Raw genomic sequence first — 25,430 nt, 5'->3', positions numbered from 1 at the left:
AATGGATCAAGGACAAGAAGACTGCCTGCTGATCAGCGAGAGCGACCTGCACCTCTTGGCGCTGCAGGTATTGCAGCACCTGGGCTTGAGCGCAGACCATGCCCAGGCCATCGCCCGCATCGTGGTCGCAGGCCAGCGCGATGCCTGCCAAAGCCATGGCGCCTACCGCATCCTGAGCGCGGCCCACACCATCCGCACCGGCCTGGTGGACCTGCAAGCCCCTCCTCTGCTGCAGCCCACGCAAGGCGCGATTACCCGGGTCGATGCCCAGCGCGGCTTCTCGCCCTGGGCGCTGGAAGTGGGCCTGCCGCCCTTGGTGGCTGCCACGCGCAAGCTGGGCATGGGCGCCTTGGTGATCAACCACTGCTGCCACTTCACGGCGCTGTGGCCGGAGGTGGAGATGCTCACCGACCAAGGCCTGGCCGCGCTGGTGATGACACCCAGCCATGCCTGGGTCGCCCCGGCCGGCGGCAGCAAAGGGGTGTTTGGCACCAACCCGATTGCCTTTGGCTGGCCCCGGCCGGGCCCCTACCCCTATGTATTTGACTTCGCCACTAGCGCCATTGCGCGCGGCGATCTGGACCTGCACCGCCGCGCCGGCACCCCGCTGCCCAAAGGCGTGGGCATCGATGCGCAGGGCCAGCCATCGACCGACCCGGCCGCCGTAGCCCAGGGCGCGATGCGCACCTTTGGCGGCCACAAGGGCTCGGCCCTGGCCACCATGGTCGAGTTGATGGCCGGCATGCTGATTGGAGATCTGGGCAGCCAGGAATCGATGGCGCTGGACGCCGGTGCCGGCGGCATGCCCTGCCATGGCCACCTGGTGCTGGCTTTTGACCCTGAACGCTTTGCTGGCGAAGACTGGCCCGGCCACCAGGCGCGTGCCGAGGCCCTGTTTGCCGCGATCAAAGGCCAGGGGGCACGCCTGCCCTCCGAGCGGCGCTATGCCGCGCGGGCTTTGAGTGCGCAGCAAGGCATCCGCCTGCCACGCCAACTGCACGCCGAGATCCTGGCCTTGTTGAACTGATGCACAGCAAACAGCCGCCCATCTTGGCGGCTGCAATCTGCGAAGCATGTGGCCGGACTAGCGCGCGATGCGCTTGGCAATCTCGGCGACCAGCTGCTCGCCCAAGACTGCCTTGCTGGCATGGGGCAGCTCCTTATGGCCTTGCGCATCCACCAACAGCAAGGCGTTATCGTCCTTGCCAAAGGTGGCGGGGCCAATATTGCCGACCAAGAGCGGAATCTGCTTGCGCAGTCGCTTGGCCTGGGCATTAGCCAACAGGTTTTCGCTCTCAGCGGCAAAACCCACGCAGTACAGAGCACCGCTTTTGGCGCGAGGCAGCTGCGCGACCGTGGCCAGAATGTCCGGATTCTCGACAAAGGCCAGTTGCGGCACCTCGCCACTGCCGTCTTTCTTGATCTTCTGATCCGCCGCGCGGGCTGGGCGCCAGTCGGCCACCGCAGCGGTGGCGACAAACACATCGGCGCCTTCAACGCTGGCCAGCACCGCCTGCAGCATGTCTTGCGCCGATTGCACATCAATGCGGCGCACGCCACGCGGCGTGGGCACATGCACGGGGCCGGCCACCAGGGTCACCTCGGCGCCAGCGGCCTGCGCCGCACGCGCGATCGCAAAGCCCATCTTGCCGCTCGAGAGGTTGGTGATGCCCCGCACTGGGTCAATCGCTTCAAACGTGGGGCCGGCGGTGATCAGCAGTTTTTTGCCTGCCAGCGCCTTGGCACTGAAAAAATACTGCAGCTCTTCCTCAATCTCGGCGGCCTCCAGCATGCGGCCGTCGCCAGTCTCGCCGCAGGCTTGGTCGCCATTGCCCACGCCCAGCACCACGGCACCATCGGCCTGCACCTGGCGCAGGTTGCGTTGCGTCGCAGGGTGGGCCCACATCTCGCGGTTCATCGCGGGGGCCAGGATCAAGGGCACGGTATCAATGGGCCGCGCCAGGCACAACAGGCTCAGCAGCTCATCGGCGCGGCCTTGCACCAGGCGGGCGATAAAGTCGGCGCTGCAAGGCGCCACGACAATCGCATCGGCCTCGCGGCTCAGGTTGATGTGCGGCATGTTGTTGTGCTCGCGCGCATCCCACTGTGAGGTATAGACTGGGCGGTTGGAGAGCGCCTGCATGGTGACGGGCGTCATGAACTGGGTGGCCGACTCGGTCATGACCACCTGCACGGTCGCGCCCGCCTTGGTCAATCGGCGGCACAGCTCGGCAGACTTGAATGCGGCAACGCCACCCGACATGCCGAGGACAATATGTTTTCCATGGAGCTGGTTCATGCCCGCCAATGTAGCAGAGGCACAGCGCGGCCGCTGCACTGCAGCAGACAAGAGAGCAGTGGCAGAGCGGCTATGTTGGCGGCGGTCGCTGCGCCGCAAACCCGTGGCCGTTGAAGCCCATTTACCGCAGCTGTCCGCACAGGCGGGCATACGCCTTTATAATCAGAATTTCCCACCTCCCTAAAAGACATGACCAAATTTGTCTTCGTTACTGGCGGTGTGGTGTCTTCCCTGGGCAAGGGAATCGCCTCAGCCTCCCTTGCAGCGATTTTGGAATCGCGCGGACTCAAAGTCACCCTGATCAAGCTGGATCCCTACATCAACGTGGATCCGGGCACCATGTCCCCCTTCCAGCACGGCGAAGTGTTTGTGACGGACGATGGCGCCGAGACCGACCTGGACCTGGGCCACTATGAGCGTTTCATCGAAACGCGCATGCGCCAGACCAACAACTTCACGACCGGCCGTATCTACCAAAGCGTTCTTGAAAAAGAGCGCCGTGGTGATTACCTGGGCAAGACCGTGCAGGTCATCCCGCACATCACCAACGAGATCCAGGAATACGTCAAGCGCGGCGCCGGCATTGGCACCGACCACGCAGTCGATGTCGCCATCTGCGAAATCGGCGGCACGGTCGGCGATATCGAGTCGCTGCCCTTCCTGGAAGCGGTGCGCCAGCTGTCGCTCAAGCTCGGCCCGAACAACTCGGCCTTTGTGCACCTGACCTACCTGCCCTACATTGCAGCGGCCGGCGAGCTCAAGACCAAGCCCACCCAGCACACGGTGCAAAAGCTGCGCGAAATCGGTATCCAGCCCGATGCGCTGCTGTGCCGCGCCCAGCATGCCGTCCCTGAGGAAGAGCGTGACAAGATCTCCTTGTTCACCAACGTCCAGTCCTGGGGCGTCATCAGCATGTGGGATGTGGACACCATCTACAAGGTGCCGCGCATGCTGCACGAGCAGGGCCTCGATGGCCTCATCTGCGACAAGCTGCGCCTGAACACGCCACCGGCCAACCTCAAGCGCTGGGATGACCTGGTCTACGAGACCGAGCACCCCAAGGGCGAAGTGGCCATCGCGATGGTGGGCAAGTATGTCGAGCTGTCGGACGCCTACAAGTCCGTCAACGAAGCGCTCAAGCACGCTGGCATGCAAAACCATGTGCGCGTCAAGATCACGCACGTGGATTCGGAAACCATCCACGACAGCGATGCGGCCGAGCTGCTCAAGAGCTATGACGGCATCCTGGTGCCCGGCGGCTTTGGCTCGCGCGGTGTCGAAGGCAAGATCTCGACGGCCAAGTTTGCCCGCGAAGGCAAGGTGCCCTACCTGGGTATCTGCCTGGGCATGCAGGTGGCGACCATCGAATACGCCCGCCATGTGGCGGGCCTGGACAACGCCAACTCCACCGAGTTCGACCGCCAGACCCCCCACCCTGTGATCGCGCTGATCACCGAGTGGAAGGATGCCGACGGCACCATCAAGACCCGCGACGAGAACTCGGACCTGGGTGGCACGATGCGCCTGGGCGCGCAATCGTCCGATGTGCAAAAGGACTCGCTGGCCCACAGCATCTATGGCGATGTAGTGACCGAGCGCCACCGCCACCGCTACGAGGCCAACACCCAGTACCTGGACCAGCTGCGCAAGGCGGGCCTGGTGATCTCGGCGCTGACCCAGCGCGAGCACCTGACCGAGATTGTCGAGCTGCCCAAGGCGGTGCACCCCTGGTTCATCGGTGTGCAGTTCCACCCCGAGTTCAAGTCCACCCCCTGGGCCGGCCATCCGCTGTTCAATGCCTTCATCAAGGCGGCAGTCGATCGCAAGAAGCAGGCAGCCAAGTAAAATTGCGGCCACGCTGCGGCACACACAGAAGCCATGACAAACAAAGCATCCACCAACGCTGCGTTTTTCATGGCGTCTTTGCTCTCACCCCATCCTTAAGGAACACCGTCCATGCAATTGTGCGGATTTGATATCGGGCTTGATAAACCGTTTTTCCTGATCGCCGGCCCCTGCGTGGTCGAGTCCGAGCAGCTGCAGATGGATGTGGCCGGACAGCTCAAGGAAATGACGTCCAGCCTGGGCATCCCCTTTATCTTCAAGAGCAGCTTTGACAAGGCCAACCGCAGCTCGGGCACGAGCTTTCGCGGCCCCGGCATGGAAAAGGGCCTGGAGATTCTGGCCAAGGTGAAAAAAGAGCTGAATGTGCCCATCCTCACCGATGTGCACACCGAAGCCGAAGTGCCCTACGTGGCCAGCATCGTCGATGTGCTGCAGACCCCTGCGTTCCTGTGCCGCCAGACCGACTTCATCCGTGCGGTCGCCCAATCGGGCAAGCCGGTCAATATCAAGAAGGGCCAGTTTCTGGCGCCCCATGACATGAAGAATGTCATCGACAAGGCCCGCGCTGCCGCCAAGGAAGTGGGCCTGCCCGAAGACAGCTTCATGGCCTGCGAGCGCGGTGCCAGCTTTGGCTACAACAACCTGGTGAGTGACATGCGCTCGCTCGCCATCATGCGCGAAACCAATGCGCCCGTGGTGTTTGACGCCACGCACAGCGTGCAGCTGCCCGGCGGCAATGGCACCTCCAGCGGCGGCATGCGCGAGATGGTGCCCGTGCTGGCCCGTGCAGCGATTGCCGTGGGCGTCGCTGGCGTGTTCATGGAAACCCATCCCGACCCCTGCAACGCCCTGAGCGATGGCCCCAATGCCGTGCCGCTCAAGCACATGAAGGCCTTGCTCGAAACCATGGTGGCGCTGGACAGCATCACCAAGAAGAACGGTTTCCTGGAAAACAATTTTGGAGCTTAAATGCCAAGCGCATACATCATTGCATCGGTCACCGTCACCAACCCCGAGCAGTACGAGGAGTACCGCAAGTACAGCACCATCGCCATGCAAACCTATGGCGCCGAGGTCTGTGTGCGCGGCGGCAAGGTCGAGGTGATCGAGGGCGACTGGAACCCTGGCCGCACCGTGATCCTGAAGTTCAAGGACAGCGAGCAAGCCCGCCGTTTTTACGACTCCCCCGAATACAGCAAGGCGCGCGAGGCACGTGCCGGCGCTGCCATCATGCGCATGGTGCTGGTCGAAGGCGTTTAAGCGCTGCATCGCCCTGCCAAACCCCTTGATTCCGTGCAGTTGCAGTCCACCCGTTTGCAGCGCACCAACCCTTTTCTCAATCTCTGAAAGGCTCTAAAGTGAGTGCAATTGTTGATATCGTTGGCCGCGAAATTCTGGATTCGCGTGGCAACCCCACCGTGGAATGTGATGTATTGCTGGAATCGGGTGTGATGGGCCGCGCGGCCGTCCCCTCGGGCGCCTCCACCGGCTCGCGTGAAGCCATCGAGCTGCGCGACGGCGACAAGAGCCGCTACCTGGGCAAGGGCGTGCTCAAGGCCGTCGAGCACATCAATACCGAAATCTCCGAAGCCATTCTGGGCCTGGATGCCGCCGAGCAGGCCTTCCTGGACAAGACCCTGATCGACCTGGACAACACCGACAACAAGAGCCGCCTGGGCGCCAATGCCATGCTGGCCGTGTCGATGGCCGTGGCCCGCGCCGCTGCCGAAGAAGCCGGTCTGCCGCTGTACCGCTACTTTGGCGGCATGGGCGGTGTGCAGCTGCCCGTGCCGATGATGAACGTCATCAACGGCGGCGCCCACGCCAACAACTCGCTGGACCTGCAAGAGTTCATGATCGTGCCCGTGGGCGCGCCGAGCTTCCGCGAAGCGCTGCGCTGGGGTGCTGAGGTGTTCCACGCTCTGAAGAAGATCATCGACAGCCGTGGCATGCCGACCGCCGTGGGCGACGAAGGCGGATTTGCGCCATCGGTCGAGAACCATGAAGCCGCTATCCAGCTGATCCTCGAAGCCATCGACCAGGCCGGCTACACCGCCGGCGAGCAGATCGCTCTGGCGCTGGACTGCGCTGCCTCCGAGTTCTACAAGGACGGCAAGTACGTGCTCGAAGGCGAAGGCGGCATCAGCCTGACGGCCGAGCAATGGACCGACATGCTGGCCGCATGGTGCGACAAGTACCCCATCATCTCCATCGAAGACGGCATGCACGAAGGCGACTGGGATGGCTGGAAGGTGCTGACCGAGCGCCTAGGCAAGAAGGTGCAGCTGGTGGGTGACGACCTGTTCGTGACCAACACCAAGATCCTCAAGGAAGGCATCGACAAGGGCATCGCCAACTCGATCCTGATCAAGATCAACCAGATCGGCACCTTGAGCGAAACCTTTGCCGCCATCGAGATGGCCAAGCGCGCCGGCTACACCGCCGTGATCTCGCACCGCTCGGGCGAGACCGAAGACAGCACCATCGCCGACATCGCCGTGGGCTTGAATGCGGGCCAGATCAAGACCGGGTCGCTGAGCCGCTCGGACCGCATGGCCAAGTACAACCAGCTGCTGCGCATTGAAGAAGACCTGGGCGAAGTGGCCGTGTACCCCGGCCGCGCCGCCTTCTACAATCTGCGCTAAGCCTGCTGCGGGGCATGGCCTCAGGCCCTGCCCCGCCAGCCCTTTCGAGCCCTGTTTGCCATGATCTCTCGCATTGTTCCCTTTGTGCTGCTGGCCATTTTGGTCAGCATCCATGCCCAGCTCTGGAGTGGGCGCGGCAGCGTGCCCTACGTCAAGGACATGAAGCAGCAAATCGCCACGCAGAAAACAGAGAACGAAGCGGCCACACGCGAGAACGTGCGCCTGGAGACCGAGGTCAACGACCTCAAGCAGGGCATGGACATGGTCGAAGGCAAGGCCCGCAATGAGCTGGGCATGGTCAAGCCCAATGAAGTGTTTGTGCAGTACACGCGCAAATAAAGCAGTGCAGCCCCCAGCCCCAGCAAGCGCCTCTTCGGAGGCGCTTTTTTGTCGCCCGCCCCCGGCTTTGGCCGTATCATCGCCGCCATGCCTGCGACGCCCTCCTCTGCCATGATGCCCAGCCCCCAGGGCTTGCCACCGACGGTCTATCTGGCCTCGGCAGCTTGTGAGGATGCAGCACAACTCGCGCAGCAACTGGCGCATTATCTGGCACAGGGCGATACGGCATCGCCCCCGGCATGGGTGCTGCAGGCCTGCAGCTTTGCGCAACTCACCGCCTCGCCAACGTCAGATATGCCAGCCGCTGTCCTGGCGCGGCATGACGCCGTGCTGCTGCTGGCGCCACCAATGCGTGACAGCGCCAGCCAAACCGATCCGGCGCAGACCCTGCTGATGCAAGCACGCCTGCACCTGGTGGCCCAGGGGCAGGCGTTTCAATTGTTGTTCAGCCAGGGGCACCGGCGGGAGCAGGAAGCACTTGCGGCACTGTGCAACTGGTTCCCCCTGGCGCCGGGCCTGCAGGCTTTGCGCACGGCATTGCGGCAGAGCAACCCAGGCGCGCGTGCGCGCTGGAACTGCGAAAAATGCAGCGACCCCGATTGCGAGCTGCGCCTGTTTCAGGGCCTGATCACACCGCCAGCCAGCTAAGCGCGCGGCCAGCGGCGCCCGGCATCACTGCATCAGGTTGGAGGCCGGCGGGTCATTGCCGCGCTCGGTAAACAGATGCGCCACATCGACCGCATCAAAGCGGTACTGCTGGCCACAGAATTCGCAGCCCACCTCGATCATGCCCTGCTCTTCCAGAATGCTGTCGGACTCTTCCTGGCCCAGGCTGCGCAGCATATTGCCCACGCGCTCGCGGCTGCAGGTGCAGGCAAAGTGCGGGCCGCCTTCGCCGTCTTCAGGGACAAAGCGCAGCAGCTTTTCTTCCCAGAACAGGCGGTGCAGGATGGTCTCGACGTCGAGGTTCAGCAGCTCATCGCGGGTCAGGCTGGCCGCCAGGTGGGCGATGCGGTTGTACTCTTCGTTGAGGCCGATCTGGTCGATCTCTTCGGTATTCTGCGCACCCGCTGCCAGATTGGCCTCGCCCTTGATCGGCATGCGCTGCACGATGAGGCCAGCGGCCACCTTGTCGTTGGCTGCCAGCACCAGCACGGTGTCGAGCTGCTCGGACTGGCGCATGTACTGCTGCAAGATGGCGGCCATGCTCTCGAGCGGCTGGCCATCCACATCGACCAGCGGCACCACGCCCTGGTAGGGCTGCTGGCCGGGTTGCTTGTCCTTGGGGTCCAGGGTGATCGCGCAGCGGCCCTTGCCATGCACATTGACCATATCGGTCAAGGTCGCATCGGCGGGCAGATCACCAATCATCGTGACGGTGGAGCGCACGCTCAGGTTGGTCAGCACCTCGGTGACGGCCAGCTTCACCGGGCCATCGCCCGAGATCTGGAACACCAGCGCGCCGTTGAATTTGATGTTGGACTGCATCAGCACGCCAGCGGCGGTCATCTCGCCGAGCATCTCCTGCACCGGTAGCGGGTACGGGCCGGTACTGGTATTGACTGCGCGGCGCTGCAAGATCTCTTGCCAGGCATCGGTCAGTCGAACAATGGCTCCCCGCACGGGCAGCCCATCAAACAAAAATTTATGCAGTTCAGACACTGTAATTCTTCCAATTCAATACATGCAGGCCTGCTGCGCCCGGGCTTCACACCCGGGGCCACAGCGCCTCAATCCGGCAATTTTCGCAGACCCGATTTGAAACGCCGCGCATTGGCCATATAGCCCTCTGCACTGCGCCGCAGCCCCTCGATCTGCTCCTGGCTCAACTGGCGCACCACCTTGGCGGGGCTGCCCACAATCAAGCTGCCTTCAGGAAACTCCTTGTTCTCGGTCACCACCGCGCCAGCACCCACCAGGCAATGGCGGCCGATTTTGGCACCGTTGAGCACAATGGCGCCCATGCCGATCAGCGACGCATCGCCAATCGTGCAGCCATGCAAGATGACGTTATGGCCAATGGTGACGTGCTTGCCGATGTCCAGGGGCTTGCCCTTGTCGGTGTGCAGCACGCTGCCGTCCTGGATATTGCTGCCCTCGCCAATGCGGATCGGGTCATTGTCTCCCCGCAGGATGGCACCAAACCACACACTGCTGTCTGCGGCCATCTCCACGCGGCCGATCACCTGCGCGCTGTCTGCAATCCATGCCGAGGCGGCAACCTGCGGCTGCACACCATCGAGTTCATATTTCGCCATCATGTCTCCATCGGGTTATGGTTCTGGGTCAAACACCCCCTTGGTGCTCGCAGCAGCGCGGGCCATGCCTGCCTTGCACGCCGCCATGGGGGCGCCAGCCTCATAATTGTAGGGATGGAATTACGTCAATGTGCCTTGCAGGCCCTGTGTGTGGCCGATGCCGAGGAAAAATCCGCGCTCACCCTTGCCATGTATGCGCAAAGAGCCACTATTTCAATAGCACCCCAGGCGCAGTTGGCTGTTCCCGAGGGCACCAGCCTGCCCGGCCACCCGGCCAGACCTGAGCTCAAGGTCCACACCGCCATGGGCCGGCGCTCGCCCGCCACGGCCGAGGGCCGCGCCATCTTGCTGCACGCCATCGCCCATATCGAGTTCAACGCCGTCAACCTGGCGCTCGATGCGATCTGGCGCTATGGCGGCATGCCCGAGGCCTTCTACCAGGACTGGCTGCAGGTGGCGAGCGAGGAAGCCAAGCATTTCCGGCTGCTGCGCGCCCATTTGCGCAAATGGGGCCATGACTATGGCGACTACCCGGCGCACCAGGGCCTGTGGACCATGTGCGAGAAAACCGCCGATGACATCGTTGCGCGCATGGCCTTGGTGCCCCGCACCCTGGAGGCCCGTGGTTTGGATGCAACTCCCCAGATCCAGTCAAAATTGCAACAAACGGCTGCGCCAGACGCCCTGGAGGCAGTCGCGATCCTGGACATCATCCTGCGCGAAGAAGTGGGTCACGTGGCGATCGGCAACCACTGGTACCGGTTTCTTTGCGCGCAGCGCGATCTGGACCCGGAACGGCACTACAGCTGGCTTGTGAGCCACTACGAGGCACCTCGCCCCCGCCCGCCGATCAACCTGTCTGCCCGCCGCGAAGCCGGGTTCAGCCAGAGCGAGTTGGACTGGCTGCAGGGGCAACTGTAACAAACAGACGCTTTTTATACGCCAAAAGCGTGTGCAGTTTGCTACAAAACCAGCAGGTTCACTCTCTCCACAGACGCGTGAAATGCCTGATATGAAGGACAATGCACGTCGATCCCGAGATAACGAAATGCAGACATTGCTTGCGCCAGTTGCTGGTGAGGCACCACTGATGCATGCAATGGTTCAGCCGTACATGCAACACACGAGCGCGCCTCCTTCAACACCCCCCTCCATGGCAGCTGCCATGGTGTTCACGTCACCCGCACCCCCCATTGCCTGGCAGCCGATCAAGGATGCCGACGGTGCCGTCATCGGCCACGAGATATTCAACCGCTCACGCACCGCGTCGTCCCATACGCTGGAATCGGACCTGGCGCTGACGCATGCCGTGCTCTCGCACATCGAGCCCGCCCCCTTGCTGGGCGACGGCCTGCTGTTTCTGAACACCACGTTCGAGAGCCTGCGCGGCAGCCATCTGAATCTGCTGCCTGCAAGCCAGGTGGTGCTGGAGATCCCGTCGCTGGGCCATGCCGCATCGTCAGAGGCACTGGCACGCCGCCCTGCGCTGGAAGCCTTGCGTGCCAAGGGCTTTGCGCTCGCGTTCAACCATTCGGTGCTCGATTCGGCCTACGCGCCCTGGCACGACCTGGTCAACTACCTGAAGATCGATTTCTCGGTGCTGTCTGCCGAGCGCGCGGTACTGATGCTGCAGTGGGCGCGCCGCATCTCTGGGGCCACCTTGATCGCCGACAAGATCGAGTCCGCTGCACAGCTGCAATTGGCGCAGGAGAACAAGGCCCATCTGCTCCAAGGCTATGCGGTCAGCCGCCCCGAGCCCATTCCCGCCCGGGTCGTGCTGCCCAGCACCGCCGATGTCGCAGCACTGGCTCAGGCGCTGAACAACAAGGCCGATACCGCCACCCTGGTCGAGCTGCTGCAGCACCGCCCCGCCCTGCTGTTCAATCTGCTGCGCATGGCGCAGTCGCAAAACCTGGAGGCGCGCGCGCCCTACCTGTCCTTGCCCGAGCTGGTCCAGGCCTACCCGGCCGAGCACCTCAAGGCCTGGGAGACCATGCTGCAGGCCGTGGCGGCCAAGATTCCGCAGCTGCCCCAGATCCAGCACTGCGAAAAGCTCTACCCACGCCTGAGCGCAGAGCTGGCAGCCAAGGCCCAGGCGCTCTGGCCGCAAGTGCCCGCCGGCAACCTGCAACTGGTGGCCGGTGCCTTGCTGCTCGGCCATATTTTGGGCATGGGCGTTGCACAAACCGCCAACCAGCTGCTGCCCGGGGCGCTGGCCCCATCGGCGTGCCTGCTGGCCCAGGAGTGGCAGGCCTTGCTGCCCGTGCTGGCCTAGGCTACATAGCCCCCAGATAAAAAGCCCGATGCTGATGCAGCACCGGGCTTTTTTTTGGCACTGTTGCCCACACCGCAGCGGGTGCTGGGCCGGGTGATCAGACCATCTCGCCGTCCAGGTTGTCGTCGTGTGCGCGCTCACGGATAAAGAACGCCGCAATCAAACCCAGGGTCACGCCAAACATCACATAGAAGGCAGGCGACATGGTCGAGCCCGTGGTCTTGATCAGCCAGGTCACGATGAACTGGGCAAAGCCGCCAAACACCATCACGGCGATGTTGTAGGCCATGGACATGCCGACTGAACGCACATTGGCGGGGAAGAGCTCAGCCATCACCGTGCTGAAGACGCCAAAGAACACCGATACAAACAGGCACACAACGACCTGCACGGTCATCAGCTTGGCAATGGTCGGGCCATCGGTCAGCCAGGCGTACAGCGGGTACAGCACCAGCAGATAACCCAGCAGCGAGCCAATCATCAAGGGACGGCGGCCCACACGGTCCGACCAGGCACCCATGAAGGGCATCAGCACCACCATCAGCGCAGCGCCGGCCATCTGCACCATGAAAGTATCGTGCAGCGGCAGCTTCAAGGTGACAGTCGAATAGGTCACCAGGTAGGTGAAGGTGATGTAGATCGACACCGTGGCCGTTACCACCAGGCCCATGCCGACCAGGGTTTCACGTGCATGGGTGCGCAGCATCTCCAGCACACCGACTTGCTTGACCGTGCCGGCCTTTTGCGCGGCCTGCATCTTCACAAAGGTTTCTGGCTCTTCCACATGGCGGCGGATATAGATGGCCACCGGCACGATCAACAGGCCCACGGCGAATGGAATGCGCCAGGCCCAGGACATCAGCTGCTCCTGGGTAAAGAAGTCGGTGATCAAGGTACCCACGGCTGCACCGATCAGCAGCGCCGCCATCTGGCCCGTCATCTGCCAGGAGCCATAGAAGCCCCGCTTGCCCTTGGGCGCCAGCTCGATCAGCAAGGCGGTCGAGGTGCCAAACTCACCCCCTGCGGCAAAACCTTGCAGCAGGCGCGCCAGCACGATGAAGATCGGCGCCCAGATACCTACGCCCTCATAGGTCGGCGCAAAGGTGATCAGTGCAATGGCCACGGCCATGATGCCGGTGACCATCACCATCGCCGCCTTGCGGCCCTTGCGGTCGCCGTACAGGCCCAGCAGAATGCCGCCGACTGGGCGCATGAAGAAGCCCACGCCAAACACGGCCGTGGTCATCAGGATGCGGTTGAGGTCATCGCTTGGATCGTTGGGGTTGGAGGGGAAGAACAGCTTGGCCACAATGGGCGTCATGAAGGCAAAGACCAGAAAGTCATACCATTCGAGCGCATTGCCAATGACAGCGGCCAGAATATTTCGCTTGGATACAGCAGTAGATTGCACGCAAAAATCCTAAAAAACACGAGGCACAGCCGGCAGCAACACGGCTAGATGCAATAACGAGAACGGAGAATGATCTTTGCAACGGTGCGGCCAGAGAAGCAGGCGTGCGAGACAGAAAAGCGGGCAAATCCAGGAAAACACAGACTGCACCGGGGTCAATTCATGCATGAAATGCATAAATAACCATAAAGATCAGCATTGAATTGTAATCGGTCGCAAGCAGCGCGCCGGGCGCCACAGCGGGATTTAGCCCTGCCGGCGGTGCAGGAAAACCCCGTTTCCCAGTCTGCGGGAGGCCCAGCGCCAAAGGCGGCGCAAACCCCTGAATTACTGGGAAAAGGCGCTGACCGCGCCAGTCACCAAGGCCTTAGCGGCGATCGGCCAATGCGTGGGCAATGGTGCCCAGGTCCACATATTCGAGCTCGCTGCCGATGGGCACGCCACGGGCCAGGCGCGTAAAGCCAATGCCCTTGCGCTGCAAGGCCTCGCTGATCACATGGGCAGTGGCCTCCCCTTCGGCAGTGAAATTGGTGGCCAGGATCACCTCCTGCACCACGCCGTCGCTCGCGCGCTGCAGCAATTGCTGCACACCGATGTCGCGCGGGCCAATGCCGTCGAGCGGCGACAGGCGCCCCATCAGCACGTAGTAATAGCCCTTGTACGCGCCGGTGCGCTCCAGCGCCGCCTGGTCGGCCGGGGTCTCCACCACGCACAGGCGCGCGGCATCCCGCCCTTCGTCCAGGCAGGTGTCGCAGATGCTGTTTTCGGTAAAGGTGTGGCAGCGCTCACAGTGCTGCACCCGGCTGCTGGCCTCGTGCAAGGCACGCGAGAGCAGCTCGGCGCCCTCGCGGTCGTTTTGCAGCAGGTGAAACGCCATGCGCGATGCCGACTTCACCCCTACGCCCGGCAGGCGGCGCAGCGCTTGCACCAGCGCCTCCAGGGTGCCGGTATCAGACATGGCCAGGGCCCATCAGCAGCTGCACCAGACAGACAAGCCCTTGGCCGTGCAGAGCAGCCAAGGGCTTGGTAGCGATAAAAGCTTGCGACAAAGTGACTAGCTTAGAACGGGAACTTCATGCCGCCGGGCAGGCCTGGCATGCCAGCGGTGATCTTGCCCATCTTCTCGTTGCTGGTCTCTTCGGCCTTGCGCACGGCAGCGTTGAAGGCGGCAGCCACCAGGTCTTCGAGCATGTCCTTGTCTTCGGACAGCAGGCTGGGGTCAATGGTCACGCGCTTGACGTCGTGCTTGCAGGTCATCAGCACCTTGACGAGACCGGCACCGGACTCGCCTTCGACCTCGATGTTGGCCAGGTCGTCCTGGGCCTTCTTGAGGTTGTCCTGCATGGCCTGGGCTTGCTTCATCAAACCAGCGAGTTGTCCTTTGTTGAACATGGAAAATCCTTTTGTATAAAAACCTGCGGCAGGCGGGGAGGCCCATCTGCCAGCGAACGCCGCATCATAGAGGCTGAATGCTACCGGGCACTATTTTCGCGCCAAATTGCTGTATCAAAGACTGGACATAGGGATCCTGGCGCACGGTGTCCTCGGCCGCGCGCTGGCGGGCCTGCACGGCATGGGCCTTGCGCCGCGCCGGGCAGTCGCTCACGGCGCCCACCGACACCTCGATCTTGCCCACCAGACCGGCGGCCACCAGCGCGGTGCGCAGGCGCTCGATCGTGCCGGGCTGGGCGAGCGACTCCAGGTCCACCCGCAGCCACCAGGCATCGGCCTCGCGCTTGATGAGCTGGGAGCGCAGCGCCAACTGGCGCGCCACCGCCGTGATGGCTTCGGCCTGCACCAGGCCGGTGACCGTGTCGTTCCAGAATCGGCCCTCTTCGGTGTCCTCGAATTCGGGCGGCACACGGCCCAGGTTCTCGCCAAAGTTGGCGCTTGGCCGGTCCAGCTCACTGGCTTGCGGCGTTTGCACCGGCAAGGCGATCAGACTGGCACGGTCAGGGGCCGCTGCAGCTGGCGGCTGAGTAGCAGGCGCTGCATCGGGCAGATCGGCCAGCGCTGCTGGCTCGTCATCCGCATAGGCCTCCATCGGTACCTCATCAAAGTACGGCGCTGCGGTCTCGTCCTCGGCATCGCTGTCCGGCTCGGGCAGGGCATCGTCGTCATGGGACTGCGGCTGCTCCTCTTCCACCAGCTCCTTCTCGGTCTGGGCGGGGGTTGGCGGCTCGGCCGCGGCAGGCGCCACCGTGGCAGCGGCACGTGCGGGAATCAAATCTTCTGCGCTGCGCACCGGCAGCTTGACGGCGTCCACTGCCGGCGTGGCGGCGATAGGCTCCGAAGCCGGAGCTGCTGGCTGGACCACTGAAACGACCACAGGTGCCGGTGTGGGCACAGGCGCGAACACAGGAGTGGGCGCTGAAACCAGTGCAGAAACAGGCGCAGAAATGGCGGCCGATGGCGCAGCAGCAATAGGCGCCGCAACGGCGACGGGCGCATCCACCACAGTGGCGACCTGCGGCGCTGGAGATGCTACAACCGGCGCCACCACGGGCGGAGCAACTGCCACGGCAGGCGCAGCAATCGGCGCAGCTGCTGGCTTGGGCGCAGCAGCCACCGGGGCCACAGCCCCACTATTCAGAGTTTTTTTTTCAGCCGCGCCCGCAGGCTTGAAGGCCAGCAGCCGCAGCAGCGCCATGGTCAAGGCCGCATATTCATCCGGTGCCAAACCCAGCTCGCCCCGGCCATGCAGCGCAATGCTGTAGAGCAGCTGGGTCTCGTCCGCAGGCATCTGCTGGGCCAGGCGCAGCAGCTCCTGCTGCTCGGCATCGTCTTGCGCGCCGGCGGCCTGGGCCTTGTCCGGCACGGCCTGGAACACGGCCATGCGCTGCAGCTGCACGGCCATGTCTTCCAGGGTGGATGCGGCCGAGAGACCCTGGTGGCGCAGCTGGTTGACGGTATCGACCACCTCGGCGCCATCACCGCGCGCCAGCGCATCGATCAGGCGAAACACATGGCTGGAATCGACGGCACCCAGCATCTGGCGCACGCTGGCTTCCTGCAGCTGGCCGCCACCAAAGGCAATCGCCTGGTCGGTCAGCGACAGCGCATCGCGCATCGAACCACGGGCCGAGCGCGACAGCAGCCGCAAGGCTTGCGGCTCGGCCGCAATCTGCTCTTGCACCAGCACGCGGCCCAGGTGTTCCTGGATGGTCTCTGGCGCCATCGGGCGCAGGTTGAACTGCAGGCAGCGCGACAGCACCGTGACCGGCACCTTTTGCGGGTCGGTCGTCGCCAGCACAAACTTCAGGTACTCGGGCGGCTCTTCCAGCGTCTTCAACATCGCATTGAAGGCGGTATTGGTGAGCATGTGCACTTCGTCGATCATGAAGACCTTGAAGCGCCCCTGCACCGGCTTGTACACCGCTTGCTCCAGGAGGCCCTGCACTTCATCGACGCCGCGGTTGGAGGCGGCATCGAGCTCGGTGTAATCGGGGAAACGTCCGCTGTCGATCTCGGTACAGGCCGGGCAAACGCCGCAGGGCGCAGCGGTGATGCCGCCATGGCCGTCAGCGCCCGTGCAGTTGAGCGACTTGGCCAGAATGCGCGAGACCGTCGTCTTGCCCACACCCCGGGTTCCCGTGAACAGATAGGCATGGTGCAAGCGCTGCTGCACCAGCGCATTGGACAGCGCCTGCACCACATGCTCCTGGCCTACCATTTCAGAGAAATTTCGCGGACGGTATTTGCGAGCGAGAACAAGATAAGACATAGCATCGCATTCTACGGTCAGTCACGGCCATGGGCGGCACTGGCTGCGCGCAGCTTGCAATACTTTTGGCGCGCTGCGCCCTGGCCGCATAGGCGAACAAGGACTTTTTGGCCAGCTTGGCCAAGGGGGTCCCATTCTTTAGGTACAATCGACAGCTGACGGGCCTCCTCGCATGGGGAAGCGGCCAACCGGGTCAGGTGGGGAACCAAGCAGCCCTAACTGTGGATCCAGTGCCGGGGTCAGGCTCGTCACCTTCTTTTGACCAATGCCAGCCTCGTGCTGGCATTTGCTTTTCCAGGCCAGGCGTGGGAATCCACGTAGAATGGCGCCCAAGCCATTCCTGTCACTGCCATGAAATACCTGCTGTGGCTGCTCAAAGCTGTCATCTTCTTCACCCTGTTTGCATTTGCGCTCAATAACCAGCGGGATGTGGTGGTGCACCTGTTTTTTGGCACCCAATGGCAGGCGCCGCTGGTTCTGGTGGTGCTGCTCGCCTTCAGCGCGGGCGTGATTGTCGGCATCATCGGCATGGTGCCGCGCTGGTGGAAGCACCGCAAAGCCGCGCAGCGTGCAGCGGCGGCGCAAACCGCTGCGGGCGAGCCCACCCCTTCCACCAACGCCCCTGCGGACGAGACCACCCCGCTGCCACCTCATGGAATTTGACATCTCCTGGATCCTGCTGGGTTTCCCTGCAGCGTTTGTGCTGGGCTGGCTGGCCTCGCGCTTTGATCTGCGCCAGATCCGCCGCGAGAACCGCAGCGCCCCCAAGGCCTACTTCAAGGGGCTGAACTTTCTCTTGAACGAGCAGCAGGACAAGGCCATCGATGCCTTTATCGAGGCCGTGCAGAACGACCCCGATACCGCCGAGCTGCACTTTGCGCTGGGCAATTTGTTCCGCCGCCGGGGCGAATACAGCCGCGCGGTGCGCGTGCATGAGCACCTGCTCTCGCGCGCCGACATCAGCAAGCCCGAGCGCGAACGCGCCCAGCATGCGCTGGCCCTGGATTTCATGAAAGCGGGCCTGCTGGACCGCGCCGAAGATGCGCTGGCCCGGCTGGAGAACACCCCCTACGAGAACGAGGCACGCCTCTCGCGCCTGGCGATCTATGAGCGCGCCCATGACTGGCCCCAAGCCGTGCAGATCGCGCGCCTGATGCACAGCCATAACCAGGGCGACTACAGCGTGCGCATTGCCCACTACCTGTGCGAGCAGGCGCTGGGCCAACTCGCCCATGGCCAGCTCGACGCCGCGCAGGACTTGCTGCAACAAGCCCAGTCCGAGGCGCCGCATGCGCCGCGCCCCCGGATCGAGCTGGCCCACCTGCAGCACAAGAGCGGCCATCCCGCGCTGGCCCTGGGATCGCTGATGGAGCTGGCCTCGGTGTCGCCCTCATCGGTACCCCTGGTCGCACCGCTGATGCTGGAGCTGGTCAAGAGCGACGAGCGCAAGCCCCAGGTGCGTGCGCTGCTGGAGGCCAACTACCAAAGCGCGCCATCGCTGGATGTGATGCAAAGCCTGGTGCAGCTGGACGAATTTGCCGGCGTGGAACAAGCCGAGGGCCCGGTCGGGCGCGACTGGTACATCGAGCACCTGCGCCATGAGCCCTCGCTGGTTGCAGCCGGCCGCTGGCTCGCGCAGGAATCGCTCAGCCACGAAGAGCACCACCCGGCCATTCAGCGCGCACTGGACAATGCCGCCAAGCCTCTCACCCGCTACCGCTGCGCTGCCTGCGGCTTTGAGGCGCGCCAGCACTTCTGGCAGTGCCCCGGCTGCCAATCCTGGGACAGCTACCCGCCACGCCGGGTGGAAGAACAGTAAGCGCCTGTTCTAAACCTATCCAAACAGCGATAGGACTTCGCTGCTGCTTCTGCTAGGATGCGGAAACGCCCTGCCCTGGGGCGCAGGAGCCCTGATATGCCACGGCACCGGACCCCACGCAGCCCAGCCCCGCCTGCACCGCTCTGCAGCCATGCGCCAGCAGCGGCGCAATATGCGCTTCCGCCACGCCCAACCGGTGTTTTTGGCCTGCGGCGCCGCCATCGCCTCCCCCTGAACCAGCCACCCGACACTGCAGCAAGCCTGCAGTGTTGTGCTATGGGCAAGCGCCGGGCTATTCATGCAAAGCATGCATGGGCGCATACCCAAAACAGGCATCAAGAAAACACCTTTGCTCGCGCATTTGCAGTCACTAACATGGGGTATTGACTATCGATAAGCCATGACCAATATCCTGAACTTGCTCGGGTTTTAGTAGCAGCTGGGATCGGGCCAGCTTGTAGAATTTACAAAGAAATGGCACTTTCATACCTGATCCTCCTCCCCTTCATCGGCAGCGCAATTGCAGCGCTGTTGCCTGCCAACGCGCGTAACACCGAGTCCACGCTGGCTGGGGCCATAGCGGTGTTCTGTGTGGTTCAGGTCGCCATGCTTTTCCCGGAAACGCAGAACAACGGCGTCGTGCACCACAACGTTGCCTGGCTGGGCCAGCTGGGTCTGGATCTGCACTTCCGCATGGACGGGTTTGCCTGGCTGTTCTCCATCCTGGTGCTGGGCATTGGCAGTCTGGTCGTGCTGTATGCGCGCTACTACATGTCGCAAGCCGACCCGGTTCCGCGCTTTTTCTCGTTCTTCCTGGCCTTCATGGGCTCGATGATGGGCGTGGTGCTCTCGGGCAACCTGATCCAGCTGGTGTTCTTCTGGGAGCTGACCAGCCTGTTCTCCTTCCTGCTGATCGGCTACTGGCACCACCGCAAGGATGCCCGCATGGGCGCGCGCATGGCGCTCACCGTGACCGGCACCGGGGGCTTGTGCCTCTTGGGCGGTGTGCTGCTGCTGGGCCACATTGTGGGCAGCTATGAGCTCGACAATGTGCTGGCCGCAGGCGACCAGATCCGCAACCACGAGCTCTACCGCGTCACCCTGGTGCTGATCCTGCTCGGCGCGCTCACCAAGAGCGCGCAGTTCCCCTTCCATTTCTGGCTGCCGCGCGCGATGGCAGCCCCCACCCCGGTCTCGGCCTACCTGCACTCGGCCACGATGGTCAAGGCGGGGGTCTTTTTGCTCGCCCGCCTCTGGCCTGCACTGAGCGGTACCGAGGAATGGTTCTGGCTCGTTGGCGGTGCCGGCGCCATCACCTTGCTGCTGGGTGGCTATATCGCCATGTTCCAGCACGACATGAAGGCGCTGTTGGCGTACTCCACCTTATCGCACCTGGGCCTGATCACCTTGCTGCTGGGCCTCAACAGCCCGCTGGCCGCTGTCGCTGCCGTGTTCCACATCATGAACCATGCGACCTTCAAGGCCTCGCTGTTCATGGCCGCCGGCATTGTGGACCACGAATCCGGCACCCGCGATATCCGCCGCCTCTCCGGCCTGCAAAAGATGATGCCGATCACCGGCACCTTGGCGATGGTGGCCAGCGCGGCGATGGCCGGTGTGCCGCTACTCAACGGCTTTTTGTCCAAAGAGATGTTCTTTGCCGAAACGGTGTACATCAACACCACACCGTTTCTGACCACCGCCTTGCCAGTGGCCGCCACCTTGGCCGGCATCTTCAGCGTGGCCTATTCGCTGCGCTTCACGGTCGATGTATTTTTTGGCCCGCCCGCTACCGATCTGCCCCATGAGCCCCATGAGCCGCCGCACTGGATGCGCGTGCCGGTCGAGCTCTTGGTGCTGATCTGCCTGCTGGTGGGCATCTTCCCGGCCTGGGCGGTGGGCAGCTACCTGGATGCCGCCGCCTCGCCGGTGGTGGGCGGCAATTTGCCGGAGTTCAGTCTGGCGCTGTGGCATGGCATCAATGCACCGCTGGTGATGAGCATCATCGCGATGCTGGCGGGCATCCTGCTGTATTTGCTGCTGCGCCTGTTGCGATCCAAGCAATACCTCGATGATGCGCCGCTGGTTGGCCGCGTCAATGGCCAATGGGTGTTCCAGGCGGTGATGGCGATCATCACCAACGGCGCGCGCCATCTGCGCCGCTGGCTGGGCACGCGCCGCTGGCAGTGGCAGGCGCTGTGGCTGGTGCTGGCCGCCTTGCTGACCGCCACCCTGCCCTTGCTGATCCACGGCCTGCAACTGGGCAACCGGGGCCTGCAGCCGCTGTCGCCCGCCTTTGGCATTTTGTGGCTGATCGGTATCAGCTGCTCGCTGGCAGCGGCCTTCCTGGTCAAGTACCACCGTCTGGCGGCCCTGGTCACCCTGGGCGGCGCGGGTCTCGCCACCTGCATGACCTTCCTGTGGTTCTCCGCACCCGATCTGGCCTTGACCCAGCTGGTGGTCGAGGTGGTTACCACGGTGCTGCTGCTGCTGGGCCTGCGCTGGCTGCCCAAGCGCGACAAGAAGCTCAAGAAAGTCTCCCAGCATGGTGCACTGGTCACATTGCGCCGCTGGCGTGACCTGGCCATTGCGCTGCTCGCTGGTGGTGGCATGGCCTGGCTGTCATTTGCGATGATGAGCCGGCCTTTCCCGGAGAGCACCTCGACCTTCTTCCTGGAGCGTGCCCTGCCCGAGGGCGGCGGCACCAACGTGGTCAACGTCATGCTGGTCGATTTCCGGGGCTTTGATACCTTTGGCGAGATTGTTGTGCTCGGCATTGTGGCGCTCACCGTCTATGCGCTGCTGCGCCGCTTCCGCCCCGCACCAGAGGCCATGGATGTGCCCGAGCAGCAGCGCTTTTTGCCAGCTGACTTGCAGACCGACCTGCTCAACCCGCGCAGCGCGACCGATACCGCTGTGGGCTACCTGATGGTGCCGGCGGTGCTGGTGCGCCTGCTGCTGCCATTTGCCGCCATTGTGGCCATGTACCTGTTCATGCGCGGCCACAACGAGCCCGGTGGCGGCTTTGTGGCCGGCCTGACCCTGGCCATTGGCCTGCTGCTGCAGTACATCATCTCCGGCACGCACTGGGTCGAATCGCATCTGCCGATCTACCCGCGCCGCTGGATCGCCGCCGGCCTGCTGTTTGCGCTGGGCACGGGTGTGGGCAGCTGGTACTTTGGCTACCCCTTCCTCACCAGCCACACCGCACACCTGACCTTGCCCGTGGTAGGCGAGATCCATGTCGCCAGCGCGCTGTTCTTTGATATTGGGGTGTTCTCGCTGGTCGTGGGCTCGACCATGCTGATGCTCACCAGCATTGCCCACCAATCCGTCCGGGGATTCCGCTTCCACGAGCGCCAGCAAGGCGAGCGCAGCGACTCCGCTTCTCAACCCTAAGGACAATACCAAATGGAAATCGTACTGGCCATTGCCATTGGCGTATTGACCGGCTCCGGCGTCTGGCTGTTGCTGCGCCCACGGACGTTTCAGATCATCATGGGTCTGCTCTTGCTGTCGTATGCGGTCAATTTGTTTATCTTCAGCATGGGCCGCGTGGGCCTGGCGATCGACCGCGAACCGATACTGCAGCCCGGTGTGCCCACCGATTTGATGCATTACGCCGACCCCATGCCGCAGGCCCTGGTGCTGACGGCCATCGTCATCGGCTTTGCGATGACCGCGCTCTTTTTGGTGGTGCTGCTCGCCTCGCGCGGCATGACGGGCACTGACCACGTGGACGGCTCCCTGTCCAACGATGTGCAGGAGGCGCCTTGATGTCGCTGATGATGCTGACTGAGCGCCTGATGCCGCACCTGTTGCTGGCACCGATTTTGCTGCCCATGCTGACCGCAGCGCTGATGCTGACCTTGGGCGAGAAGTACCAACGCACCAAACTGCTGATGAACATCAGCTCCTGCCTGATCGGCCTGGTCATTGCGATGGCCCTGGTCAAATGGAGCAACCAGGATGGCATGGCCACCTCGATGAGCGTCTACCTCTCGGGCAACTGGGCCGCGCCGTTTGGCATTGTGCTGGTGCTCGACCGGCTCTCGGCCCTGATGCTGCTGACCACCAGTGTGGTCGCGCTCTGCGCCGTGGTGTATTCCGGCGCGCGCTGGCACCGGGTGGGCGTGCATTTTCACCCGCTGTTCCAGTTCCAGATGATGGGCCTGGCCGGCGCCTTCCTGACCGGTGACCTGTTCAACCTCTTTGTGTTCTTCGAGATCATGCTGGCGGCATCGTACGGTTTGCTGCTGCACGGCTCGGGCAAATCACGGGTGCAGCATGGCCTGCACTACATCGCCATCAACCTGGCGGCCTCGTCGCTGTTCCTGATTGGCGTGTCGATGCTCTACGGCATCACCGGCACCTTGAACATGGCCGATCTGGCGCGCATCATCCCCAGCGTCAGCAGCGCAGACCGGGGCTTGCTGCATACCGCTGCTGGCATTCTGGCGACCGCCTTTCTGATCAAGGCGGCGGTCTGGCCGCTGAACTTCTGGCTGGTGCCCGCCTATGGCTCGGCCACCGCCCCTGTTGGCGCTATTTTTGCGCTGATGACCAAGGTGGGCATCTACACTATTGTGCGCCTGTGGACCCTGATGTTCAGCAGCGAGGCCGGGCCTTCGGCCCATTTCGGCAGCGCCTGGCTGATCCTGGGCGGGCTGGCCACCATGCTGTACGCGGCCGTCTCCATCCTGGGCACGCAGCGCCTGGGCTATGTGGCGGGCTATGCGGCCATTCTGTCGGCCGGCACCTTGCTCGCCGCTGCCGGCTTTGGCCAGAACCTGATGACCAGCGCCCTGCTGTACTACATGCCCAGCTCCACCTTGGCCGTGGCCGCACTGTTCCTGGTCACCGACCTGATCGAGCGTTGGCGCACGACCGACGGCGCCAGTGTGCGCTTTGAGGATGAGGAGGCGCCGTTTTTGACGGCAGAGCTGTTGCCGCGCGAGGGCCTGAACCTGGACGAGGACGAGGAAGTGCTGATTGGCCGGGCCATTCCGGCGGCGATGGCCTTCCTGGGCCTGTCGTTCATGGTCTGCACCTTGGTGATCTCCGGCCTGCCACCGCTGTCGGGCTTTATCGGCAAGTTCGCGATGCTCTCGGCGCTGCTCAATCCGCTGGGTCTGGGCTCGTCGGCGGGCACACAGATCGGCTGGCTGGGCTGGCTGTTCATGGCCATCCTGATCGCCACGGGCCTGATGGCCTTGACGGCCCTGGTGCGCATCGGCATTCGCGAGTTCTGGTCCAGCATCAGCCGCAACACGCCCGAGCTCAAGGTGATCGAAGGCCTGCCCCTGGCCATTTTGCTGGGCTGCTGCATTTTGATGGTGACCCATGGCGCCAGCGTGATGCGCTTTACCCAGCGCGCGGCCGACAACCTCCACTCGCCCGGCAACTACATCCGCGCGGTGCTGGAGACCAGCCCCAAGCCCTCCCCCACGGCCAAGCCCGTGGTTGCGCCCGAGATCCCGACCGTGCTGCCTGAATCAGGCTTTACAGCGGCGCCAGATGCAGCCCCTGCAGGAGGTAGCGAGCGATGAAGCGCCTTTTCCCTGCCCCCCTGCTGTCCGTGCTGCTGTGCCTGGTGTGGCTGCTGCTCAACCGCAGCATCAGCCCCGGGCAGATCATCCTGGGCGTGCTGTTCGGCTTGCTGATCCCAGTGCTGACCCAAGGCCTGCGCCCCCGCTCGGTCAGCATCAAAAAGCCCTGGACCATCATTCGCCTGGGCCTGCGCGTGGCGGCCGACTCGATTCGCTCCAATGGCGCCGTGCTGCGCCTGTTGCTGATGCCGGGCAGCCGCAAAAAGCCCGCCGGCTTTGTGCATGTGCCCCTGCAACTGCGCGACCCCAATGGTCTGGCGGTACTGGCGATGATCGTCTGTATCACCCCGGGCACCGCCTGGGCCGAGATATCGCGTGACCGCTCCATCCTGCTGCTGCATGTGCTGGAGGCAGATGACCCGCAGGGCGTCATCGACCACATCAAGGCCTTCTATGAACGGCCCCTCATGGAGATTTTTGAATGAACAATATTCTTGCCTGGACCATGCCGGCAGCCCTGTTCATCCTGCTGCTGGCGATGCTGTTTGCGATGATCCGGTTGCTCAAGGGCCCGCAGGCACAGGACCGCGTGCTGGCCCTGGACTGCATGTACCTGATCGGCATGCTCGCCATGCTGGTGCTGGGCATCCACTATGCATCGGTCAATTACTTTGAAGCGGCCCTGCTCATCGCGCTGTTTGGCTTTGTCAGCTCCACAGCCATGGCCAAGTTCCTGCTGCGCGGGGAGGTGATCGAATGACGGAAATCGACCTGCCCATCTGGGTGCAGATTCTCGTGTCGGTGCTGGTGCTCGCTGGCTGTTTGATCACCCTGATCGGCGCGCTCAGCCTGTTTCGCCTGCCCAGCTACTACGAACGCGTGCACACCCCGTCGATCATCGCCTGCGCCGGCTGCTGGCTGATTGTCTGGAGCTCCGTCTTCTACTTCAGCCTGCAGTCGCACAAGCCCAGCTTTCACACCTTGCTGATCGCCGTGCTGCTGTCGGTGGCTGTCCCCATCACCAATATCTTCTTGATGCGTGCGGCACTGTTCCGCGACCGGCGCATGGGCAAGGATGTGCCGCCCAGCCTGAGCCGCATCGTCTCGGCCAACCCGGAAGGCAACGACGCCTGAGCCCGCGATGGCGATAGATGGCTAAGCCACCACGGCGGGCGAGGCGCATTGGGGAATAAGCGCCAGGGGACAGCAGGAACAGCGCGCTTGTTCTATGCTGGTGGACCACCCGCATCCACACCCCAGGCCCCG

General features: G+C 63.4%; 24 protein-coding genes and 1 other RNA gene. 18 read left to right on the top strand and 7 right to left on the bottom strand.

Annotated elements, in window-relative coordinates:
* The first annotated feature begins 1 nt into the window (after nt 1).
* Nucleotides 2-1,027: an Ldh family oxidoreductase gene (locus WH367_RS23720; RefSeq protein ID WP_339537927.1), complete on the top strand. Its 1,026-nt coding sequence runs from the start codon at nt 2-4 to the stop codon at nt 1,025-1,027.
* Nucleotides 1,028-1,084: 57 nt separating this feature from the next.
* On the opposite strand, the gene coaBC is transcribed toward WH367_RS23720, so the two are convergent.
* Nucleotides 1,085-2,299, bottom strand: coding sequence for a bifunctional phosphopantothenoylcysteine decarboxylase/phosphopantothenate--cysteine ligase CoaBC (gene coaBC, locus WH367_RS23715; protein WP_339517964.1), 1,215 nt, complete (start codon nt 2,297-2,299; stop codon nt 1,085-1,087).
* Between the two features lie 189 nt (nt 2,300-2,488).
* On the opposite strand from coaBC, the gene WH367_RS23710 reads away from it, so the two are divergent.
* The 6 genes from WH367_RS23710 (at nt 2,489) to WH367_RS23685 (ending at nt 7,776) form a co-directional block, all read left to right on the top strand.
* Nucleotides 2,489-4,144, top strand: a complete 1,656-nt coding sequence (locus WH367_RS23710) for a CTP synthase (RefSeq protein ID WP_021028242.1) — start codon at nt 2,489-2,491, stop codon at nt 4,142-4,144.
* Nucleotides 4,145-4,255: 111 nt separating this feature from the next.
* Nucleotides 4,256-5,113 (top strand): 3-deoxy-8-phosphooctulonate synthase, encoded by an 858-nt coding sequence (gene kdsA, locus WH367_RS23705; protein WP_021028243.1) that lies wholly within the window; start codon nt 4,256-4,258, stop codon nt 5,111-5,113.
* On the top strand, nt 5,114-5,404 hold the full coding sequence (locus WH367_RS23700) for a DUF1330 domain-containing protein (RefSeq protein WP_021028244.1): 291 nt from the start codon (nt 5,114-5,116) through the stop codon (nt 5,402-5,404).
* Between the two features lie 98 nt (nt 5,405-5,502).
* Nucleotides 5,503-6,789 (top strand): phosphopyruvate hydratase, encoded by a 1,287-nt coding sequence (eno, locus tag WH367_RS23695; RefSeq protein WP_021028245.1) that lies wholly within the window; start codon nt 5,503-5,505, stop codon nt 6,787-6,789.
* A 60-nt stretch (nt 6,790-6,849) separates the two neighbouring features.
* A complete protein-coding gene (locus tag WH367_RS23690; protein ID WP_021028246.1) occupies nt 6,850-7,128 on the top strand; it encodes an FtsB family cell division protein in 279 nt (92 codons plus the stop codon).
* A gap of 48 nt (nt 7,129-7,176) precedes the next feature.
* The gene (locus tag WH367_RS23685; RefSeq protein ID WP_339537926.1) at nt 7,177-7,776 is read left to right on the top strand and encodes a hypothetical protein; all 600 of its coding nucleotides are present in this window, start codon (nt 7,177-7,179) and stop codon (nt 7,774-7,776) included.
* Nucleotides 7,777-7,800: 24 nt separating this feature from the next.
* On the opposite strand, the gene hslO is transcribed toward WH367_RS23685, so the two are convergent.
* Together hslO and WH367_RS23675 are read right to left on the bottom strand one after the other, a co-directional pair.
* Entirely contained in the window at nt 7,801-8,790 is a 990-nt protein-coding gene (gene hslO, locus WH367_RS23680; RefSeq protein WP_339537925.1) for an Hsp33 family molecular chaperone HslO, read from the bottom strand.
* A 68-nt stretch (nt 8,791-8,858) separates the two neighbouring features.
* Nucleotides 8,859-9,386, bottom strand: a complete 528-nt coding sequence (locus tag WH367_RS23675; protein WP_339517958.1) for a gamma carbonic anhydrase family protein — start codon at nt 9,384-9,386, stop codon at nt 8,859-8,861.
* Between the two features lie 114 nt (nt 9,387-9,500).
* Between WH367_RS23675 and WH367_RS23670 the strand changes: the two genes are divergently transcribed.
* On the top strand, nt 9,501-10,307 hold the full coding sequence (locus WH367_RS23670; protein WP_339537924.1) for a ferritin-like domain-containing protein: 807 nt from the start codon (nt 9,501-9,503) through the stop codon (nt 10,305-10,307).
* Between the two features lie 232 nt (nt 10,308-10,539).
* Nucleotides 10,540-11,661, top strand: coding sequence for an EAL domain-containing protein (locus WH367_RS23665; RefSeq protein ID WP_339537923.1), 1,122 nt, complete (start codon nt 10,540-10,542; stop codon nt 11,659-11,661).
* Nucleotides 11,662-11,758: 97 nt separating this feature from the next.
* Here WH367_RS23665 and WH367_RS23660 read toward each other — a convergent pair whose 3' ends face one another.
* The 4 genes from WH367_RS23660 to dnaX all read right to left on the bottom strand — a co-directional run bounded on the left by WH367_RS23660 (nt 11,759) and on the right by dnaX (nt 16,796).
* Nucleotides 11,759-13,072 (bottom strand): MFS transporter, encoded by a 1,314-nt coding sequence (locus WH367_RS23660; RefSeq protein ID WP_021028252.1) that lies wholly within the window; start codon nt 13,070-13,072, stop codon nt 11,759-11,761.
* Between the two features lie 367 nt (nt 13,073-13,439).
* On the bottom strand, nt 13,440-14,030 hold the full coding sequence (gene recR / locus WH367_RS23655) for a recombination mediator RecR (protein ID WP_021028253.1): 591 nt from the start codon (nt 14,028-14,030) through the stop codon (nt 13,440-13,442).
* Nucleotides 14,031-14,131: 101 nt separating this feature from the next.
* Complete coding sequence (locus WH367_RS23650) at nt 14,132-14,464, bottom strand: YbaB/EbfC family nucleoid-associated protein (protein ID WP_021028254.1); 333 nt, start codon at nt 14,462-14,464, stop codon at nt 14,132-14,134.
* A 64-nt stretch (nt 14,465-14,528) separates the two neighbouring features.
* The gene (gene dnaX / locus WH367_RS23645) at nt 14,529-16,796 is read right to left on the bottom strand and encodes a DNA polymerase III subunit gamma/tau (protein ID WP_339537922.1); all 2,268 of its coding nucleotides are present in this window, start codon (nt 16,794-16,796) and stop codon (nt 14,529-14,531) included.
* 157 nt (nt 16,797-16,953) lie between these two features.
* Between dnaX and ffs the strand changes: the two genes are divergently transcribed.
* From ffs to mnhG, 9 genes are all read left to right on the top strand, one after another.
* Nucleotides 16,954-17,049, top strand: an RNA gene (gene ffs, locus WH367_RS23640) — signal recognition particle sRNA small type.
* Between the two features lie 98 nt (nt 17,050-17,147).
* On the top strand, nt 17,148-17,459 hold the full coding sequence (locus WH367_RS23635; protein ID WP_312988353.1) for a LapA family protein: 312 nt from the start codon (nt 17,148-17,150) through the stop codon (nt 17,457-17,459).
* Nucleotides 17,449-18,615, top strand: a complete 1,167-nt coding sequence (lapB, locus tag WH367_RS23630) for a lipopolysaccharide assembly protein LapB (RefSeq protein WP_312988354.1) — start codon at nt 17,449-17,451, stop codon at nt 18,613-18,615. Before WH367_RS23635 ends, lapB begins: the two co-directional genes overlap by 11 nt.
* 474 nt (nt 18,616-19,089) lie before the next feature.
* A complete protein-coding gene (locus WH367_RS23625) occupies nt 19,090-22,014 on the top strand; it encodes a monovalent cation/H+ antiporter subunit A (RefSeq protein WP_339537921.1) in 2,925 nt (974 codons plus the stop codon).
* A gap of 12 nt (nt 22,015-22,026) precedes the next feature.
* A complete protein-coding gene (locus WH367_RS23620) occupies nt 22,027-22,392 on the top strand; it encodes a Na+/H+ antiporter subunit C (protein ID WP_021028259.1) in 366 nt (121 codons plus the stop codon).
* Nucleotides 22,392-24,164 carry a monovalent cation/H+ antiporter subunit D gene (locus tag WH367_RS23615; RefSeq protein ID WP_021028260.1) on the top strand — a complete coding sequence of 591 codons (1,773 nt, stop codon included), beginning with the start codon at nt 22,392-22,394 and terminating at the stop codon, nt 24,162-24,164. Before WH367_RS23620 ends, WH367_RS23615 begins: the two co-directional genes overlap by 1 nt.
* Nucleotides 24,161-24,649: a Na+/H+ antiporter subunit E gene (locus WH367_RS23610; RefSeq protein WP_021028261.1), complete on the top strand. Its 489-nt coding sequence runs from the start codon at nt 24,161-24,163 to the stop codon at nt 24,647-24,649. Before WH367_RS23615 ends, WH367_RS23610 begins: the two co-directional genes overlap by 4 nt.
* Nucleotides 24,646-24,924, top strand: a complete 279-nt coding sequence (locus WH367_RS23605; protein WP_021028262.1) for a K+/H+ antiporter subunit F — start codon at nt 24,646-24,648, stop codon at nt 24,922-24,924. The genes WH367_RS23610 and WH367_RS23605 overlap by 4 nt, the downstream gene beginning before the upstream one ends.
* Complete coding sequence (gene mnhG / locus WH367_RS23600; protein WP_021028263.1) at nt 24,921-25,298, top strand: monovalent cation/H(+) antiporter subunit G; 378 nt, start codon at nt 24,921-24,923, stop codon at nt 25,296-25,298. Before WH367_RS23605 ends, mnhG begins: the two co-directional genes overlap by 4 nt.
* Nucleotides 25,299-25,430 lie beyond the last annotated feature (132 nt).

The organism is Comamonas sp. MYb21 (genome assembly GCF_037479395.1).
Classification (GTDB): domain Bacteria; phylum Pseudomonadota; class Gammaproteobacteria; order Burkholderiales; family Burkholderiaceae_C; genus Comamonas.
The sequence above is the reverse complement of the archived record's forward strand: the minus strand, read 5'-3'. Positions and strand labels throughout refer to the sequence as shown.

What these genes read in the sequence shown, in the direction of transcription:
- WH367_RS23620 (WP_021028259.1), top strand. Translation starts at nt 22,027, where the DNA reads ATGGAAATCGTACTGGCCATTGCCATTGGCGTATTGACCGGCTCCGGC.
- WH367_RS23665 (WP_339537923.1), top strand. Translation starts at nt 10,540, where the DNA reads ATGGCAGCTGCCATGGTGTTCACGTCACCCGCACCCCCCATTGCCTGG.
- WH367_RS23605 (WP_021028262.1), top strand. Translation starts at nt 24,646, where the DNA reads ATGAACAATATTCTTGCCTGGACCATGCCGGCAGCCCTGTTCATCCTG.
- WH367_RS23625 (WP_339537921.1), top strand. Translation starts at nt 19,090, where the DNA reads ATGGCACTTTCATACCTGATCCTCCTCCCCTTCATCGGCAGCGCAATT.
- WH367_RS23675 (WP_339517958.1), bottom strand. Translation starts at nt 9,386, where the DNA reads ATGGCGAAATATGAACTCGATGGTGTGCAGCCGCAGGTTGCCGCCTCG.
- kdsA (WP_021028243.1), top strand. Translation starts at nt 4,256, where the DNA reads ATGCAATTGTGCGGATTTGATATCGGGCTTGATAAACCGTTTTTCCTG.
- WH367_RS23615 (WP_021028260.1), top strand. Translation starts at nt 22,392, where the DNA reads ATGTCGCTGATGATGCTGACTGAGCGCCTGATGCCGCACCTGTTGCTG.
- coaBC (WP_339517964.1), bottom strand. Translation starts at nt 2,299, where the DNA reads ATGAACCAGCTCCATGGAAAACATATTGTCCTCGGCATGTCGGGTGGC.
- recR (WP_021028253.1), bottom strand. Translation starts at nt 14,030, where the DNA reads ATGTCTGATACCGGCACCCTGGAGGCGCTGGTGCAAGCGCTGCGCCGC.
- dnaX (WP_339537922.1), bottom strand. Translation starts at nt 16,796, where the DNA reads ATGTCTTATCTTGTTCTCGCTCGCAAATACCGTCCGCGAAATTTCTCT.
- WH367_RS23610 (WP_021028261.1), top strand. Translation starts at nt 24,161, where the DNA reads ATGAAGCGCCTTTTCCCTGCCCCCCTGCTGTCCGTGCTGCTGTGCCTG.
- lapB (WP_312988354.1), top strand. Translation starts at nt 17,449, where the DNA reads ATGGAATTTGACATCTCCTGGATCCTGCTGGGTTTCCCTGCAGCGTTT.
- WH367_RS23710 (WP_021028242.1), top strand. Translation starts at nt 2,489, where the DNA reads ATGACCAAATTTGTCTTCGTTACTGGCGGTGTGGTGTCTTCCCTGGGC.
- WH367_RS23650 (WP_021028254.1), bottom strand. Translation starts at nt 14,464, where the DNA reads ATGTTCAACAAAGGACAACTCGCTGGTTTGATGAAGCAAGCCCAGGCC.
- mnhG (WP_021028263.1), top strand. Translation starts at nt 24,921, where the DNA reads ATGACGGAAATCGACCTGCCCATCTGGGTGCAGATTCTCGTGTCGGTG.
- WH367_RS23720 (WP_339537927.1), top strand. Translation starts at nt 2, where the DNA reads ATGGATCAAGGACAAGAAGACTGCCTGCTGATCAGCGAGAGCGACCTG.
- WH367_RS23700 (WP_021028244.1), top strand. Translation starts at nt 5,114, where the DNA reads ATGCCAAGCGCATACATCATTGCATCGGTCACCGTCACCAACCCCGAG.
- WH367_RS23635 (WP_312988353.1), top strand. Translation starts at nt 17,148, where the DNA reads ATGAAATACCTGCTGTGGCTGCTCAAAGCTGTCATCTTCTTCACCCTG.
- WH367_RS23670 (WP_339537924.1), top strand. Translation starts at nt 9,501, where the DNA reads ATGGAATTACGTCAATGTGCCTTGCAGGCCCTGTGTGTGGCCGATGCC.
- WH367_RS23690 (WP_021028246.1), top strand. Translation starts at nt 6,850, where the DNA reads ATGATCTCTCGCATTGTTCCCTTTGTGCTGCTGGCCATTTTGGTCAGC.